The organism is Haemophilus influenzae, from assembly GCF_001457655.1.
GTDB lineage: Bacteria > Pseudomonadota > Gammaproteobacteria > Enterobacterales > Pasteurellaceae > Haemophilus > Haemophilus influenzae.
Window position 1 is genome coordinate 1,288,602 of sequence record NZ_LN831035.1, and the last position, 17,654, is coordinate 1,306,255.

Genomic DNA, 17,654 nt, shown 5'->3' on the forward strand with positions numbered 1-17,654 from the left:
ATAATCGACGCAATATTTCAATCCTGTTTCAAGAAAATGGAGCATTTATTATGACCGAACAATTACGTCAAGCAGCCTTAGATTTCCACGAATTTCCAATTCCTGGAAAAATCGAAGTTACCCCAACAAAATCATTAGCAACCCAACGTGATCTTGCCTTAGCTTATTCACCGGGTGTGGCAGAGCCTTGTTTAGAAATTGAAAAAGATCCTGCCGCCTCTTACAAATATACAGCACGTGGCAATTTAGTGGCGGTGATTTCCAATGGCACAGCGGTACTTGGGCTTGGCAATATTGGCGCACTAGCGGGCAAACCCGTAATGGAAGGAAAGGGCGTGTTGTTCAAAAAATTTGCGGGCATCAACGTATTTGATATTGAAGTGAATGAGCATGATCCCGATAAACTTGTGGATATTATTGCCTCGTTAGAGCCAACTTTCGGTGGGGTAAATCTTGAAGATATTAAAGCACCTGAATGCTTCTATATCGAACAAAAATTGCGTGAGCGAATGAATATTCCTGTATTCCATGATGACCAACATGGCACGGCGATCATCAGTGCTGCTGCGATCATCAATTCTCTTCGTATTGTAGGTAAAAAAATTGAAGATGTACGCTTAGTGGCTTCTGGTGCGGGTGCTGCATCTATTGCGTGTTTGAACTTATTACTTTCTTTAGGCATGAAACGTGAAAATATCACAGTTTGCGACTCGAAAGGCGTGGTATATAAAGATCGTGATGACAAAATGGATCAAACCAAAAAAGATTATGCAATTGAAGATAATGGCTGGCGTAAACTTGGTGATGCGATTCCAAATGCAGATATTTTCTTAGGTTGTTCTGCGGCTGGTGCGCTTACGCAAGATATGGTTAAAAGTATGGCTGCGCATCCAATTATTCTTGCTTTAGCTAATCCAAATCCTGAAATTACCCCGCCAGAAGCAAAAGCTGTTCGTCCTGATGCGATTGTATGTACAGGCCGCTCCGATTACCCAAACCAAGTAAATAACGTGCTTTGTTTCCCATTTATTTTCCGTGGTGCATTAGATGTGGGCGCAACCACTATTAATGAAGAAATGAAACGTGCGGCAGTTTATGCCATTGCTGACCTTGCATTAGAAGAGCAAAACGAAGTGGTAACCTCTGCTTACGGTGGCGAAGGGGCGACATTTGGTGCGGATTATGTGATTCCTCGTCCATTTGATCCTCGCTTGATTGTGCGTATTGCACCAGCGGTAGCAAAAGCTGCAATGGAATCTGGTGTGGCAACTCGTCCAATTCAAAATTGGGATGCTTATGTTGAAAAACTCACTCAGTTCGTTTACAAAACGAGCTTGTTTATGCGTCCTATTTTCAGCCAAGCAAAATCGGCAAAACAACGCATTATTTTAGCGGAAGGGGAAGAAAATAAAGCATTACATGCCACCCAAGAAGTGATTTCAATGGGCTTGGCAAATCCAATTTTAATTGGTCGCCGCAGCGTGATTGAAGAAAAAATTAAAAAACTTGGTTTACGTTTAACTGCAGGTGTAGATTTTGAAATTGTGGATAATGAAGATAATCCACGCTATGAAGAATGTTGGAAACACTATTACGAACTTACTAAACGTAAAGGCATTACACCTGCAATCGCAAAACGTGTCGTGCGTTCTAACACTACCGTATTAGCTTCTACATTGCTTAGCTTAGGTTATGCAGACGCTTTAGTATGTGGTTTATTTGGTTCATACGGAAAACACCTTGCCTCTATTCGAGATATTATTGGCTTAAAAGACGGCGTGAAAACTGCCGCTGCTTTAAATAGTCTTGTATTACCGACTGGTAACGTATTCTTAACAGATACTCACGTAAACAGTAATCCTACAGCAGAAGAATTAGCTGAAATTACCTTAATGGCAGCAGAAGAAATTCATCGTTTTGGTATTGAACCTGCAGTTGCATTGCTTTCTCATTCTAATTTTGGTTCATCTGATTCATTAGGCGCACCAAAAATGCGCGAAGTATTACAGATCGTCAAAGAGCGCAATCCACATTTAATGATCGATGGTGAAATGCGTGGAGATTTAGCGATGAATGAAGCACACAGAAAAGAATTAATGTCTGATAGCCCATTGAAAGGAAGCGCAAATTTATTAGTGTTCCCTGATTTGAGTGCATCACGTATTAGTTATAGCTTATTACGCGGCACTACTACGGCAATTACCGTTGGCCCGATCTTAATGGGAATGAATAAATCTGCGCATATTCTTAATCCAGGTGCATCTGTTCGTCGTATTATCAATATGATTGCCTATGCAGCAGTGAAAGCACAACAAGAGTAATTAAAAAAAGTGCGGTGAATTTCTGTCGTTTATTTAATGAATCCTCGATTTTTCTCGAGGCTTTATTTTCTAGTGAATGTGTTTACATTTGAGATTAAGTAAAACTATGCGAAAATTTACCGCACTTTAAGGCTTTTATTTTGTCGAAAAGGAGCTGATAGACAGTTGCCTATCTTTCTTTAATTTAATACGGCTTGGATGCCGTTGTGTTAGTGGTTTTTACAATGAAAAAAGCTCATTCCCCTTTATTCCCCATCTTCACATTCGTGTTAATTAATCTCATTATCCTTTCCTTATCCCGTTTGGGACTTGCTGTATGGCAATCAGAGCGTGTATCCGCCGTAGATGGCTGGTTGCAATTATTTTTGCAAGGCGTACGAATGGATGTTGTGGCACTTTGTTATTTATTTGGCGTACCAGCATTGCTCACAACATTGTTCCATAGCAGTAAAGTTTGGGTAAAAATTTTACGCCTATGGCTAACCTTTGGTAGCGTGTTCATTATCTTTATGGAAATTGCCACACCTGCCTTTATTGAAACCTACGATTACCGCCCAAATCGTTTATTTATCGAATATCTGATTTATCCGAAAGAAGTTTTTTCAATGCTTGCGGAAGGACATTTAAGTGCGGTAATTTTTAGCCTTGTTTTCACTATTTTAGCTGCCGTGATTTATTGGAAAATTTCTGGTTGGGCAGTCAAAAATTTACGTTCAATCAGTTGGAAACTTCGCCCTGTGATTGCTTTGCTTGTGATTGTCGTGAGCTTCCTTGGGGCACGTTCAAGTTTTCAACACCGTGGTATTAACCCCGCCATGGTGGCATTTTCTTCTGATGCGTTAGTGAATTCTCTGGTGCTTAATTCGGGCTATTCCGTCATTTATGCGGCACAGCAATTTAAAGATGAAGAAAAATCTTCAGAAATGTACGGAAAAATGGATGCAGATGAAATGTTTCGTATTGTTAAAGCTAGCCGTGGCCGTCCAGAAAGTGATTACATTTCAGATAAATACCCAACTTTAACGAAAAATGTCGCGACTTATCAGGGTAAACCTAAAAATATCGTGATTTTGCTACAAGAAAGTCTCGGTGCTCAGTTTATTGGAACACTTGGTGGCAAACCACTTTCTCCAAATGTGGATCAGCTCGCAAAAGAAGGGTGGTTATTTGAAAATCTTTATGCAACAGGCACGCGTTCAGTACGTGGTATTGAAGCAACAACCGCAGGTTTTACGCCAACACCAGCTCGTGCAGTGGTGAAACTTAATAATGCCCAAAGTGGTTTCTTTACTATTGCGGATTTATTACATAAACAAGGCTATAACACTTCCTTTATTTATGGTGGCGAAAAGCACTTCGACAATATGGCGAGCTTTTTCTACGGTAATGGCTTTAAAGATATTTGGGATCAACAAGACTATCAGAATCCAAAATTTACTGGCACTTGGGGCGTGAGTGATGAGGATTTATTTGATAAAGCCAATGAAACTTTCACGAAATTACAAAATGAAGGTAAACCGTTTTTTAGTTTAGTGTTTAGTTCCAGCAATCACGATCCATTTGAATATCCAGATGGCAAGATTGAGCTTTATGAGCAACCAAAAGCCACTCGTAATAACGCAGCAAAATATGCGGATTATGCCTTAGGTCATTTCTTTAAAATGGCAAAACAGTCTAATTATTGGAAAGATACGATTTTCTTAATTGTTGCGGATCACGATTCTCGTGTAGGCGGAGCAAGTCTTGTGCCGATTAAGCATTTCCATATTCCAGCCTTGATTCTTGGTGATGGCATTACGCCACGTCGTGACAGCCGTCTTGTGAGCCAAATTGATATGCCAACTACATTGCTTTCTTTAGCTGGCGTAAGTGGCAATTATCCAATGATTGGTTTTGATTTAACGCAAGATGTAAACCCAGATCGTGCTTTTATGCAATACGATCAAACTCAAGCAATGATGAAAGGCAATAATGATGTGGTAATTCAAATGCCAAATAAAGCAGCACAAGGTTATCATTATGATAAATCAACAGAAACTTTAACGCCAAAAGAGGTGCCTGATGCAATGAAAAAAGAGGCATTGGCTCATGCTTTATTAGGTAGTTATTTGTATAAAAATCGCTTGTATTCTTCAGGTGAAAATAAATAGACAGAACGCCAGCTTAAGCTGGCGTTTCTTTTAGTTATCAAAAACAAATTGTTCACGCAATTGATGTAATTGATCGCGAATTGCCGCGGCTTTTTCAAATTCCAAATCTTGCGCAAATTTATACATTTGTTGTTCCAGTTTTTTGATTTGTTGTTGATATTCTTTGGCATTTTTCGGTGCATTATAAAGTGCGGTTGGTTCTGCCGACATTTTTCCACGTTGTTTATTGGCTTTCGCTTTTTGGTTTGCACCTTGCCCAATATCTAACAATTCGCCGACTTTCTTATTTAATGCTTGTGGCACAATGCCGTGTTCTTCATTGTATTTTGTTTGTTTTTCACGACGACGATTGGTTTCGGTGATGGCTTTTTCCATGGATTTTGTGATGTTATCCGCATATAAAATCGCTTTACCATTTAAGTTTCGTGCAGCACGACCGATGGTTTGAATTAAAGAACGTTCGGAACGTAAAAATCCTTCTTTGTCTGCATCTAAAATCGCCACAAGAGACACTTCTGGAATATCTAAACCTTCACGCAATAAGTTAATTCCCACTAATACATCAAATTCGCCTAAACGCAAATCACGGATAATTTCGACGCGTTCCACGGTATCAATATCAGAATGTAGATAACGCACACGAATCCCGTGTTCATCTAAATAATCCGTTAAATCTTCCGCCATTTTTTTAGTGAGTGTTGTGACTAAAACTCGCTCATTTTTATCCGCTCTTTGGCGAGCTTCGGAAAGTAAATCATCCACTTGAATTGACACTGGACGAATTTCAATAAGCGGATCAAGCAAACCAGTGGGGCGAACCACTTGATCGATGATTTCACTGCCTGATTTTTCTAATTCATAAGGCCCTGGTGTTGCGGAAACATAAATGGTTTGCGGAGCTAAGCGTTCAAATTCCTCAAAGCGTAACGGACGATTATCCAATGCGGACGGCAAACGGAAACCATATTCGACTAAGGTTTCTTTACGTGAACGGTCACCACGATACATCCCACCAATTTGAGGCACAGTTACATGAGATTCATCAATAATTAAAATCGCATCAGAGGGCATATAATCAAATAATGTTGGTGGTGGTTCGCCCTCATTTCTGCCCGATAAATAGCGAGAGTAGTTTTCAATTCCCGAGCAATAGCCCAATTCATTCATCATTTCAATATCAAATTGGGTTCGTTGGCTGATACGCTGTTCTTCTAAAAGTTTATGTTCTTTAATGAAGTATTCACGGCGTGATACCAGTTCTTTTTTGATGTTTTCTATCGCATCTAAAATACGTTCTCTTGGCGTCACATAGTGAGTTTTAGGATAGATCGTAAAACGTGGTACAGCACCAAAACTACTACCAGTGAGCGGATCAAATAAACTTAAACGCTCGATTTCATCATCAAATAATTCAATACGCACCGCACGATCATCAGATTCCGCAGGGAAAATATCAATAATTTCTCCGCGAACACGGAAAGTTCCACGCTGAAATGCTTGATCATTTCGGGTATATTGCAATTCCGCTAACTTCGCTAAAATTTGGCGTTGATCGATAATGGCACCTTGTTGTAAATGCAACATCATTTGTAAATAGCTATCAGGATCGCCCAAACCATAAATTGCAGAAACAGAAGCCACCACGATGGTATCTCGACGTTCTAGAAAAGATTTCGTCGCAGAAAGTCGCATTTGTTCAATTTGATCATTAATAGACGCATCTTTTTCAATAAATGTATCACTGCTTGGCACATAGGCTTCTGGCTGATAATAATCATAGTAAGACACAAAATATTCCACCGCATTTTCTGGAAAAAAAGCTTTCATTTCTGCATAAAGCTGAGCAGCAAGGGTTTTATTCGGTGCAAGTAACATCGCGGGGCGATTTAATTGAGCGATTACATTGGCGATAGTAAACGTCTTCCCCGAGCCAGTTACCCCGAGTAAAGTTTGATGCGCCAAACCATCCGTTAAATTTTCAGCCAATTTTTCGATAGCTTGTGGCTGATCGCCAGAGGGACGAAAGTCGGAATGCAGAATGAATGGTTTTGTGTTGATTTTTTCAGACATAAAGTGCGGTCGGTTTTTTGATAGTTTTGAATAATGCCTATTTTAGCATATTTACTGTGTAAAATTGATCAGGCAAAAATCTAAGTTTTACACAGACTTAGCGATGTCAAGAGAAAGATGTCACAAATTCATTAAAAAAACTTTAAATTTTTACTAGACAAAACTTAACTTATTGATTTTAAATTAAAATTTAATTTTAGGCTAATCTATAATCAAGATTGAATAATCCTTGTAAGAACAAGGGATCCGCAAAATTTTAAAAAGTTAATCCACAAAGTTATCCACAGGCTCTGTGGATAGAAAAATAAATATTAGGGGGTATATAAAAGATGAGAAAATTTTTTATTTTTTTATGAAATTTTTTTAAATTTTGCATTGACAAGCTAACTATCGATCATTAAAATTCGCGCCCTGTTCCTTGTGATACAAAGTTTATTCCTCCTTAGTTCAGTCGGTAGAACGGTGGACTGTTAATCCATATGTCGCTGGTTCAAGTCCAGCAGGAGGAGCCAATTTTTCTTTTGGTTTAGAGTTTGTTTGTCTCCTTTTACAAATTCTAAATTAGCAACCAAAAGATTTTGAGCCCATCATGTTGATGGGCTTTATTTTTAACTTCAAAATAGGATTTTGCTTCCGCCAGTTGAGATGGTTGTGCCGTATAACAAACTCAGGGCAAAAAATAGCATTATTCCACCTGCGATTAGTTTCACGATGCTTTCGCTTTTTCCTTTCGTATTTTTTGAACTATACCAATGCCCTAAGTGGATTGCGGTATTTCGTGCATAACGTACAATTCCTGCGAAGGCTGACAGCATAAGCCCCGTGCCGAAAGACATGGCTAATACAGCTAAAATTCCCCAGCTATAAAGATCAAGCATATAAGCTAAAAATAAAACGAAAATTGCACCGCTACATGGGCGCATGCCAATTGTTAGAATCACGAGAAATTGTGATTTTAAATTAGTTGCTTGTGCAGTTTGCGTCGGGCTTGGCAAATGTTGGTGTCCACAACTACAGGTGTTTGGCTGAAAAGTGCGGTTATTTTTCACCGCACTTTTTTCGTGTAGAGGGAGGGGATTGAGGGATTTAATGGCTAATTTAGCTTTTTTACGATAGGCACGTAGACCTTGCCAAATCCAATAACAGCCGAGAAATACCAATAATAGCAAGGCAGTTCGTTCTAACCAAAGCTGGCTTAATTTGAAATAACGTGATGAAAGATTTAGCACTACAACAAGCAATGTTGTTGCTGTAATGGCGACAATGCCTTGCATTAAGGAAGAAAGTAAACTCAAGATAGTGCTTTGTTTTAATTGGCTTTCATGCGTGGAAAGATAGCTGGCAATAATAAATTTGCCGTGTCCTGGCCCGAGGGCATGAAGTACGCCGTAAACAAAGCTGGCGAAAATAAGTGTGATGCCTGCCTTGATGCTATTATTTTGAATTTGATGTAAATTTTCCGAAATAAGCTGATTAAAATCTTTTTGCCATGCAGCAATATGTAAGAAAAACCAAGGGGAAAAAGAGCCAAGTAAGGCGAGTGCAATCACTAATAACACGAGCCCAGTTTTATATTTTTTCATTTCTACTCACATTGAATTATTATTTTTTGCGCGAACATTACGCCTAAGGAATCATCTTCGTTCTTTTGGGATTTATCAAGTGAAGATGCGTAGGCTTGGATTTTTTCATCCACATTAGGTTCAATTAATTTTCCTTGGCAATTTTTCGAAAGTGCGGAAAAATCTACCGCACTTTTTGAAGCGTAAGTCATCGCCACATAATAAGTGGGATCGTAAGTTTGTAAGCTAAATGTGTTTTTTTCTAACTTTTGCGGATGGGCGAGTGGCACATCAAAATAATATTGCAGTTGTAAGCCTTGAACATTAATGCCGTAATTTTTTGGGCGAGGGGAATATTTGATTTTATTATTCTGGGCATCATATAGATAGCTGAAATAATGCTCACTGACGATATTTCCCATTACATCATCAAGAAGTTTTTGTTTTTCCGCTTTAGTTCTAGCTTGTTTCATATCATAAATAACTGCAGACGAACTTGGTTCATCCAACGTCCATTTCATTGAAAAACCTGTGAGTTGATTATTTTCTATAATGGGCGTGGTTTGTATATCAATAAATGCGTGAGGATGGGCTAAAACACCAAAACTAATGAATAAACCGAGTAATAATGAATACGTTTTCACAAAAAATCCTATTATTTTGAACGCTAGAATTTGAAGTTGTTTATTCTACACGCAAAAACGAATTTTTCTGTCAAAAATGTTGATGTAAATCAAAAAAACTCTCAATAGCATTTCCCTTGCCTTTCAATATTCAGTAACATAGCTCCCGTCAAGTGATTGCTTGATATTCATAAAGTTCCTAAATAAAATAATGATAAATATAGCTAAACTACTTTCCTGCCACCCGTTTCGGGTGGTTTTTTTTATCTAAGTCGAAAGATGCACTCTTGCATTGTGCATTTATTCTTATTATGATCAGCTCGAGTATAACTAAGAGAATAATAGATGTTTAATTTAAAGCGTGAGCATTTTAGAGATGATTATCTTTATAGGTTTTATCAATATGGTGATACTCATAGTAAGATTCCTTCTAATTTGTATAAAGTATTGGCAAGAAAATTAGATATGATAAGTGCCTCAGAAAATATCAACGATTTACGTTCTCCACCAGCTAACCATTTGGAGTTGCTTGAGCCAAAAGAAAATAAAATTTATTCTATTCGAGTGAATAAACAATATCGTTTAATTTTTAAATATGAAAATAACGAAGTAAATAATTTATATTTAGATCCACATTCTTATAATTTGTAAGGAGGATAATATGATGACGAGAAAACCCACCTCTGTTGGTGAAATTCTACAAGAAGAGTTTTTAGAACCTTTAAGTCTTAAAATTAGTGATTTAGCTCAAATTTTAGATGTACATCGTAATACGGCAAGCAATATTGTTAATAATAGTTCACGAATTACGCTAGAAATGGCAGTTAAACTTGCTAAAGTATTTGATACTACGCCTGAGTTTTGGCTTAATCTGCAAACACGTATTGATTTATGGGACCTTGAACACAATAAACGTTTTCAACAAAGTCTTGCAAATGTTAAGCCCGCTCTACATCGGCATGATACTTCTACATTTGCAATGTAATTTGAGCCCTAAAGTGTCTATTTAATTTAGGGAATACTTCACTCTAAATATTGACAAGTGGTTAGGTTTCGCCAAACTTTTGCAAAATCTGTCCACTTGTTTCCTATATTTTCGCCCTATTTTCCAGTAGAATAGGGCGAATTTTTTTGTGAGGAATTATTAATGTCATCTCAATTTGTGTATACGATGCATCGTGTCGGCAAAGTAGTGCCGCCGAAGCGTCATATTTTGAAAGATATTTCTTTAAGCTTTTTCCCTGGTGCTAAGATCGGGGTTTTAGGTTTAAATGGTGCGGGTAAATCGACTCTTTTACGCATTATGGCAGGCGTAGATAAAGAGTTTGAAGGGGAAGCTCGTCCACAACCGGGTATTAAAATTGGGTATCTTCCGCAAGAGCCAAAACTCGAGCCACAACAAACCGTGCGTGAAGCAGTGGAAGAAGCGGTTTCTGAAGTGAAAAATGCACTGACTCGTTTAGATGAAGTGTATGCGCTTTATGCGGATCCTGATGCAGATTTTGATAAATTAGCGGCAGAACAAGCCAATCTTGAAGCTATCATTCAAGCGCATGATGGGCATAATTTAGATAACCAATTAGAGCGTGCGGCAGATGCGTTACGTTTACCTGATTGGGATGCCAAAATTGAACATTTATCTGGTGGTGAGCGTCGCCGAGTGGCACTTTGCCGCTTATTACTCGAAAAACCAGATATGTTGTTGTTAGATGAACCAACTAACCACTTAGATGCGGAATCTGTGGCGTGGTTAGAGCGATTCTTACACGACTACGAGGGTACAGTGGTAGCAATCACTCACGACCGTTATTTCTTAGATAATGTGGCTGGTTGGATCTTAGAGCTTGACCGTGGCGAGGGCATTCCTTGGGAAGGCAACTATTCTTCTTGGTTAGAGCAAAAAGAGAAACGTTTAGAACAAGAACAAGCAACTGAAAACGCACGTCAAAAATCCATTGCGAAAGAGTTAGAATGGGTTCGTCAAAATCCAAAAGGTCGCCAAGCGAAAAGCAAAGCACGTATGGCTCGTTTTGATGAATTGAACTCTGGCGAATATCAAAAACGAAACGAGACGAACGAACTCTTTATTCCACCTGGCCCACGCTTAGGCGATAAAGTGATTGAAGTGCAAAACTTAACCAAGTCTTATGGCGACCGCACTTTAATTGATGATTTATCATTCAGTATTCCAAAAGGGGCAATTGTTGGGATTATCGGAGCGAACGGTGCAGGTAAATCAACCTTATTCCGTATGTTGTCAGGTCAAGAACAACCAGATTCAGGTTCTGTGACAATGGGCGAAACCGTTGTGCTTGCTTCGGTAGATCAGTTCCGTGACTCAATGGATGACAAGAAAACTGTGTGGGAAGAAGTGTCTAATGGACAAGACATTCTTACTATCGGCAACTTTGAAATTCCAAGCCGTGCTTATGTGGGGCGTTTCAACTTCAAAGGTGTAGATCAACAAAAACGTGTGGGGGAATTATCGGGCGGTGAACGTGGTCGTTTACACTTAGCGAAACTTCTACAACGTGGTGGTAACGTGCTATTACTGGACGAACCAACCAATGACTTAGATGTTGAAACCTTGCGTGCCTTAGAAAATGCGATCTTAGAATTCCCAGGCTGTGCAATGGTTATTTCGCACGACCGTTGGTTCTTAGACCGTATCGCAACGCATATTTTAGACTACGGCGATGAAGGTAAAGTCACGTTCTATGAAGGTAACTTCTCAGACTACGAAGAGTGGAAAAAGAAAACCTTAGGCGATGCAGCCACTCAGCCACATCGTATTAAATATAAACGTATTGCGAAGTAATTTAGATTGAGAAAGTGCGGTGGATTTTGACCGCACTTTTCTTACTTTTTTGGGAGTGATTATGTTAGTTGATTTACATATTTTTTTCGCCTTTTTAAGTTTGGCATTGTTAGTAATTCGTGGTGCAATGCAGCTTAATGGTAAAAATTGGCGTTCGATAAAATTATTAAAAATTTTACCGCACTTATCAGATACCTTGCTGATTGTGTCTGGCGTCGTCATTTTATACCTCTTTGCTTTTGGTATTGAATGGTGGTTAGTGGCTAAATTCGCATTACTGATTTTGTATATTGTGTTTGCTGCAAAATTTTTCAGTAAAAAAGTTTCTCAACCCAAAAGCATTTTCTTTTGGCTTGCTTGCGTAAGTTTTATTGGTGCGATGTTAATTGCCTATTTAAAATAAAACGATGTCATCTCGCCAGCTTCAAATTTTAATCTGCAAAACTTTGCCGCTTGTGCCTGATAACGTATTAATTATCGGCGAAAGTGGCATTGCTTTTTCTAAAGCAACGAATTTGCTTGGACAAGAATTTGAACATATCTTATTTGATGCGCGAAATGGCATTCATCTTGAAGCGCTGGCTATTGCAGCTGGAACACTGAAAATGGGCGGCACACTTTGTTTAGTGTTATCTGATTGGGAAAATTTATCTCAGCAGCCTGATCAAGATAGTTTACGTTGGAATGGAAATCAGTCAGCAATCGCCACGCCTAATTTTATTGATCATTTCAAACAGTGCATTGAACGTTATCATTTCCCCATTTTAAGAGAGGAAAGTGCGGTTGAATTTCCTACGGTTTTTTATTCTAACGAACATCACAAAAATGCTACGTTAGCGCAACAACAAATTATCGAGACTATTTTACAAGCCGAGCAGGATATTTATTTTCTAACCTCCAAGCGGGGAAGAGGAAAATCCGCATTATTGGGTATGCTTGCTAACCAAATTCAAGCACCAGTTTATCTCACCGCACCGAATAAAAGTGCGGTGCATTCCGTTATTGAATTTTCAGAACGAGAGATAGAATTTATCGCGCCTGATGAACTGGCTATTCGGTTACAACATGAACCAGAATTCAGTCAATCAGCTTGGTTGCTGGTAGATGAAGCGGCGGTAATCCCATTGCCGTTATTGCAAGAATATTCTCAATATTTTCAACATATTGTCTTCAGCACAACAATTCATAGCTATGAAGGTACGGGGCGTGGTTTCGAATTAAAATTTAAACGGAAAATTCACCGCACTTTTCAGCATTTTGAGCTTAAACAGCCCCTACGTTGGCAAGAAAATGACCCGTTAGAACATTTTATTGATGATCTTTTGTTGCTAAATGCCGAAGATGATTTTCAGCACTTTGACTATAACAATATTACTTATAACATAGAGGAAAACGCTAAAAATCTTTCCTTCCCCTGCTTGCGGGGGAAGGTGCCCGAAGGGCGGAAGGGGGATTTAGATATAGCCAGCCTCCCTCAAGCTTTGGAAGCTCCCCTCACAAGTAAGGGTAGTAAAGGAAAATATAATCGTCAATTTTTATTTCGAGATTTTTATGGCTTAATGACATTGGCGCATTATCGAACATCGCCACTCGATCTTCGCCGTTTACTTGATGGAGAAAATCAACGTTTTTATTTTGCCGAATATCAACAGAATTTGCTCGGTGCAATTTGGGCATTAGAAGAAGGAAATATGGCTGATGATGAGTTGATTATTCAAATTCAACAAGGCAAACGCCGCCCGAAAGGGAATCTTGTTCCACAGGCGTTATGTTTCTATGAAAACTTGCCTCAAGCCTGTAAATTACGATCTTTACGTATTTCTCGTATAGCGGTTCAGCCAAATTGGCAGCAAAAGGGCATTGGGCAAAATTTGATGCAAGCCATGGAAAATGCCGATGTGGATTTTCTTTCAGTGAGTTTTGGCTACACCGACGAACTGGCAAAATTTTGGCAAAAGTGCGGTTTTGTTTTGGTGCATTTAGGCGAGCATCAAGAAGCGAGTAGTGGTTGTTATTCAGCGATTGCCCTTAAAGGACTTTCCAAAGAAGGCTTGGCTTTAGTTGATACTGCGTACAAACAATTTCAGCGTAATCTCCCTTTATCTTTTCATCCGTTTGCCATAAATTTTGAGCAAAATCAGCTTGATTGGCAGCTTGATGATTTTGATTGGATGAGCTTAAAAAACTTCGCTAATTTTCACCGCACTTTATTTTCGAGCGTTCCTGCGATGAGGCGTTTATTAAAATTAGCGGGCAAAGAAAATTTCCCATTAATTTCCGCTTATTTAACAAAAAAACAACTTCCTATTAACAAGAAAAAAGGCGTAGAATGTTTGCGTTTAGAAATTAAACAATATTTAGAGCGAGGAACTTTATGACAGAACAAACCGCAAAACCAAAAGGCTGGTTTAAACGCGCACTTGAAAAATATGACAACTTCATTAAAGAATGGGGTTTAGATCAACCGAATTGTAGCTGCGTGCCTATGTCAGCAACAGAAGATGAAAATGGTAATTTGAAGACAAAAGAATCTTCTTTAAAGAAATAAATATTAACTGTTTTTTTAAACAGTGAACTTATTGAAAGATAGAGCAAATTCCAGTACACTATGCCTCAATTTTACACAAGATTGACGCATTATTTATATTTATGAAAACGGCTTTTTTCCAACCTGATATTCCAACCCAACCCAATGATCACAAAATTTTAGGCAATGTATTACCAGGCGCTGATGCATTGGCGATTAGTGAAATTGCAGAGCAAAACCAAAATTTAACCGTAGTGGTGACTCCAGATACACGAAGTGCGGTGCGTTTATCACGTGTTTTATCGGAATTAAGCAGTCAAAATGTATGCCTTTTCCCTGATTGGGAAACCTTACCTTACGATACTTTTTCTCCCCATCAAGAAATTATTTCCTCTCGTTTAAGTGCGCTTTTCCATTTACAAAATGCGAAAAAAGGCATTTTCTTATTGCCGATTTCGACATTAATGCAACGCCTTTGCCCGCCACAATATTTACAACACAATGTGCTTCTGATTAAAAAAGGCGATCGTTTGGTCATCGATAAAATGTGCTTACAATTAGAAGCAGCGGGCTATCGAGCTGTGGAGCAAGTATTAGAACACGGCGAGTACGCAGTTCGTGGTTCCTTGTTGGATCTTTTCCCAATGGGAAGTGCGGTGCCTTTTCGCCTTGATTTTTTTGATGATGAAATTGATTCTATTCGCACTTTTGATGTGGATACGCAACGCACTCTTGATGAAATTAACTCAATTAATCTTTTGCCAGCTCACGAATTTCCAACGGACGACAAAGGGATTGAATTTTTCCGTGTGCAATTTCGTGAAACTTTTGGGGAGATTCGCCGAGATCCCGAACATATTTATCAGCAAATCAGTAAAGGTACCTTGATTTCTGGCATTGAATATTGGCAGCCACTTTTCTTTGCTGAAATGGCAACTTTATTTGATTATTTGCCGGAGCAAACGCTGTTTGTAGATATGGAAAATAATCAAACGCAAGGCGAGCGTTTTTATCAAGATGCCAAACAGCGTTATGAACAACGTAAAGTGGATCCGATGCGTCCGCTTTTATCGCCTGAAAAATTATGGCTTAATGTAGATGAAGTCAATCGCCGATTGAAATCTTATCCACGTATTACATTTAAAGCGGAAAAAGTGCGGTCATCGGTACGCCAGAAAAATTTACCTGTTGCCGCTCTACCAGAAGTGACTATTCAATCCCAGCAAAAAGAACCATTGGGACAATTACGTCAATTTATTGAGCATTTTAAAGGAAATGTACTGTTTTCTGTGGAGACGGAAGGTCGCCGAGAGACTTTGCTTGATTTGCTTTCACCGTTAAAACTCAAGCCAAAACAAATTCAATCTTTAGAACAGATTGAAAATGAAAAATTTAGCTTGTTAGTCAGCTCTCTTGAACAAGGTTTTATAATTGAACAATCGCTTCCTGTTGCGATTATTGGCGAAGCTAATTTACTTGGCGAGCGCATTCAACAACGTTCTAGAGACAAACGTAAAACAATTAATCCTGATACGCTTGTACGAAATCTTGCCGAACTGAAAATAGGGCAACCAGTTGTGCATCTTGATCACGGTGTGGGACGTTATGGCGGTTTGGTCACCTTAGATACAGGCGGCATTAAAGCCGAATATTTGCTACTAAATTATGCAAATGAATCGAAACTTTATGTGCCAGTGACTTCATTACATTTGATTAGCCGTTATGTTGGTGGCTCTGATGAAAGTGCGCCATTACATAAATTAGGGAACGAGGCTTGGGCGAAATCACGCCAAAAAGCTGCGGAGAAAATTCGTGATGTGGCGGCAGAGTTATTAGATGTTTACGCACAACGTGAAGCGAAGAAAGGCTTTGCCTTTAAATATGATCGTGAAGAATTTCAACAATTTTCCGCAACCTTTCCTTTTGAAGAAACCTACGATCAGGAAATGGCAATTAATGCGGTAATTTCGGATATGTGTCAGCCTAAGGCAATGGATCGCCTTGTTTGTGGTGATGTGGGTTTTGGTAAAACTGAAGTGGCAATGCGCGCTGCCTTTTTGGCTGTGATGAATCATAAGCAAGTAGCAGTGCTAGTGCCAACCACACTGTTAGCCCAACAGCATTATGAGAATTTTAAAGATCGTTTTGCGAATTTGCCTGTGAATGTCGAAGTGTTATCGCGTTTCAAAACTGCAAAAGAACAAAAACAAATTCTGGAAAACCTTGCAGAAGGAAAAGTCGATATATTAATTGGTACCCATAAATTAATTCAATCAGATGTAAAATTTAACGATCTTGGATTGTTGATTATTGATGAAGAACATCGTTTTGGTGTAGGGCAAAAAGAGAAAATCAAACAGCTTCGTGCGAATATCGATATTCTTACGCTAACGGCAACGCCAATTCCTCGAACGCTTAATATGGCGATGAATGGCATTCGTGATCTTTCCATTATTTCCACACCTCCTGCTCGCCGATTAAGTATTAAAACCTTCGTCCGTCAGAATGACGATCTTGTTGTACGAGAAGCGATTTTGCGTGAAATTCTCCGAGGTGGGCAGGTTTATTATCTCCACAATGATGTCGCAAGCATTGAAAATACAGCAGAAAAACTGACCACGCTTGTGCCAGAGGCGCGAGTAATTGTGGGGCACGGACAAATGAGAGAACGTGAGTTAGAACGTGTGATGAGTGATTTTTATCATCAGCGTTATAACGTCTTAGTTTGTTCAACCATTATCGAAACGGGTATTGATGTACCAACGGCAAATACCATTATTATTGAACGAGCGGATCATTTTGGTTTGGCTCAGTTGCATCAATTACGTGGACGAGTCGGGCGTTCACATCATCAGGCTTATGCTTATTTGCTTACGCCCCCACCTAAAATGATGACAAAAGATGCTGAACGCCGTCTAGATGCGTTGGAAAATCTTGATAATCTTGGGGCTGGTTTTATCTTGGCAACCCACGATTTAGAGATTCGTGGTGCTGGCGAATTACTTGGAAACGAACAAAGTGGACAAATTGAAAGCATCGGTTTTTCGCTTTATATGGAATTATTGGATGCAGCGGTTAAAGCGTTAAAAGAAGGGCGTGAACCATCATTAGAAGAATTGACGCAACAACAAGCGGATATTGAATTGCGTGTGCCTGCTTTACTGCCTGATGATTATCTAGGAGACGTGAATATGCGTTTATCCTTTTATAAACGCATTGCTGCAGCAGAGAGTAAAGCAGAATTAGATGAATTAAAAGTTGAGTTGATTGACAGATTTGGATTATTGCCTGATGCAACGAAAAATTTATTACAAATTACAGAGTTGCGTTTATTGGTTGAGCCGTTGAACGTTGTGCGAATTGATGCTGGAACACAAGGCGGTTTTATTGAGTTTTCAGCAAAAGCACAAGTGAATCCAGATAAATTTATTCAATTAATTCAAAAAGAACCTATTGTGTATCGATTTGATGGCCCATTAAAATTTAAGTTTATGAAAGATCTATCCGATAACAAAGTGCGGTTAGAATTTGTGGTGGATTTGTTAAGAACGATTGCTGCATAAAAAGAAGCCCGATCATTGTG

Annotated in this window: 12 protein-coding genes and 1 tRNA gene; 10 read left to right on the plus strand and 3 right to left on the minus strand. The window is 38.9% G+C overall.

The genetic code is table 11. The features are described from left to right. Positions 1–50 precede the first annotated feature (50 nt). Positions 51–2,321: an NADP-dependent malic enzyme gene (locus tag AT683_RS06380; RefSeq protein WP_042599674.1), complete on the plus strand. Its 2,271-nt coding sequence runs from the start codon at positions 51–53 to the stop codon at positions 2,319–2,321. A 224-nt stretch (positions 2,322–2,545) separates the two neighbouring features. Continuing rightward, complete coding sequence (locus AT683_RS06385; protein ID WP_038441063.1) at positions 2,546–4,471, plus strand: LTA synthase family protein; 1,926 nt, start codon at positions 2,546–2,548, stop codon at positions 4,469–4,471. A 30-nt stretch (positions 4,472–4,501) separates the two neighbouring features. Here AT683_RS06385 and uvrB read toward each other — a convergent pair whose 3' ends face one another. Continuing rightward, positions 4,502–6,541, minus strand: coding sequence for an excinuclease ABC subunit UvrB (gene uvrB / locus AT683_RS06390; RefSeq protein WP_038441065.1), 2,040 nt, complete (start codon positions 6,539–6,541; stop codon positions 4,502–4,504). A 436-nt stretch (positions 6,542–6,977) separates the two neighbouring features. Between uvrB and AT683_RS06395 the strand changes: the two genes are divergently transcribed. Then, positions 6,978–7,053, plus strand: a tRNA-Asn gene (locus AT683_RS06395). Positions 7,054–7,155: 102 nt separating this feature from the next. On the opposite strand, the gene zevB is transcribed toward AT683_RS06395, so the two are convergent. Together zevB and zevA are read right to left on the minus strand one after the other, a co-directional pair. Beyond that, entirely contained in the window at positions 7,156–8,124 is a 969-nt protein-coding gene (gene zevB / locus AT683_RS06400) for a zinc transporter permease subunit ZevB (RefSeq protein ID WP_038441067.1), read from the minus strand. A gap of 2 nt (positions 8,125–8,126) precedes the next feature. Then, complete coding sequence (gene zevA / locus AT683_RS06405) at positions 8,127–8,747, minus strand: zinc transporter binding subunit ZevA (protein ID WP_005694310.1); 621 nt, start codon at positions 8,745–8,747, stop codon at positions 8,127–8,129. 324 nt (positions 8,748–9,071) lie between these two features. Between zevA and AT683_RS06410 the strand changes: the two genes are divergently transcribed. The 7 genes from AT683_RS06410 (at position 9,072) to mfd (ending at position 17,634) form a co-directional block, all read left to right on the plus strand. After that, complete coding sequence (locus AT683_RS06410; protein WP_005650215.1) at positions 9,072–9,377, plus strand: type II toxin-antitoxin system RelE/ParE family toxin; 306 nt, start codon at positions 9,072–9,074, stop codon at positions 9,375–9,377. 10 nt (positions 9,378–9,387) lie between these two features. Further along, on the plus strand, positions 9,388–9,711 hold the full coding sequence (locus tag AT683_RS06415) for a HigA family addiction module antitoxin (RefSeq protein ID WP_005650217.1): 324 nt from the start codon (positions 9,388–9,390) through the stop codon (positions 9,709–9,711). A 162-nt stretch (positions 9,712–9,873) separates the two neighbouring features. After that, entirely contained in the window at positions 9,874–11,544 is a 1,671-nt protein-coding gene (gene ettA, locus AT683_RS06420) for an energy-dependent translational throttle protein EttA (protein WP_005650218.1), read from the plus strand. Positions 11,545–11,605: 61 nt separating this feature from the next. Continuing rightward, entirely contained in the window at positions 11,606–11,947 is a 342-nt protein-coding gene (locus AT683_RS06425) for a SirB2 family protein (protein ID WP_005652996.1), read from the plus strand. Positions 11,948–11,951: 4 nt separating this feature from the next. Further along, the gene (locus AT683_RS06430; RefSeq protein ID WP_011961904.1) at positions 11,952–13,922 is read left to right on the plus strand and encodes a tRNA(Met) cytidine acetyltransferase TmcA; all 1,971 of its coding nucleotides are present in this window, start codon (positions 11,952–11,954) and stop codon (positions 13,920–13,922) included. Next, on the plus strand, positions 13,919–14,092 hold the full coding sequence (locus AT683_RS09690) for a DUF5363 domain-containing protein (protein WP_011272700.1): 174 nt from the start codon (positions 13,919–13,921) through the stop codon (positions 14,090–14,092). Before AT683_RS06430 ends, AT683_RS09690 begins: the two co-directional genes overlap by 4 nt. Before the next feature lie 101 nt (positions 14,093–14,193). Then, positions 14,194–17,634, plus strand: a complete 3,441-nt coding sequence (gene mfd, locus AT683_RS06435; protein ID WP_058222210.1) for a transcription-repair coupling factor — start codon at positions 14,194–14,196, stop codon at positions 17,632–17,634. Positions 17,635–17,654 lie beyond the last annotated feature (20 nt).

Coding starts and splice junctions, on each gene's coding strand:
- AT683_RS06380 (WP_042599674.1), top strand. CDS start 51: ATGACCGAACAATTACGTCAAGCAGCCTTAGATTTCCACGAATTTCCA.
- AT683_RS06385 (WP_038441063.1), top strand. CDS start 2,546: ATGAAAAAAGCTCATTCCCCTTTATTCCCCATCTTCACATTCGTGTTA.
- uvrB (WP_038441065.1), bottom strand. CDS start 6,541: ATGTCTGAAAAAATCAACACAAAACCATTCATTCTGCATTCCGACTTT.
- zevB (WP_038441067.1), bottom strand. CDS start 8,124: ATGAAAAAATATAAAACTGGGCTCGTGTTATTAGTGATTGCACTCGCC.
- AT683_RS06410 (WP_005650215.1), top strand. CDS start 9,072: ATGTTTAATTTAAAGCGTGAGCATTTTAGAGATGATTATCTTTATAGG.
- AT683_RS06415 (WP_005650217.1), top strand. CDS start 9,388: ATGATGACGAGAAAACCCACCTCTGTTGGTGAAATTCTACAAGAAGAG.
- ettA (WP_005650218.1), top strand. CDS start 9,874: ATGTCATCTCAATTTGTGTATACGATGCATCGTGTCGGCAAAGTAGTG.
- AT683_RS06425 (WP_005652996.1), top strand. CDS start 11,606: ATGTTAGTTGATTTACATATTTTTTTCGCCTTTTTAAGTTTGGCATTG.
- AT683_RS06430 (WP_011961904.1), top strand. CDS start 11,952: ATGTCATCTCGCCAGCTTCAAATTTTAATCTGCAAAACTTTGCCGCTT.
- AT683_RS09690 (WP_011272700.1), top strand. CDS start 13,919: ATGACAGAACAAACCGCAAAACCAAAAGGCTGGTTTAAACGCGCACTT.
- mfd (WP_058222210.1), top strand. CDS start 14,194: ATGAAAACGGCTTTTTTCCAACCTGATATTCCAACCCAACCCAATGAT.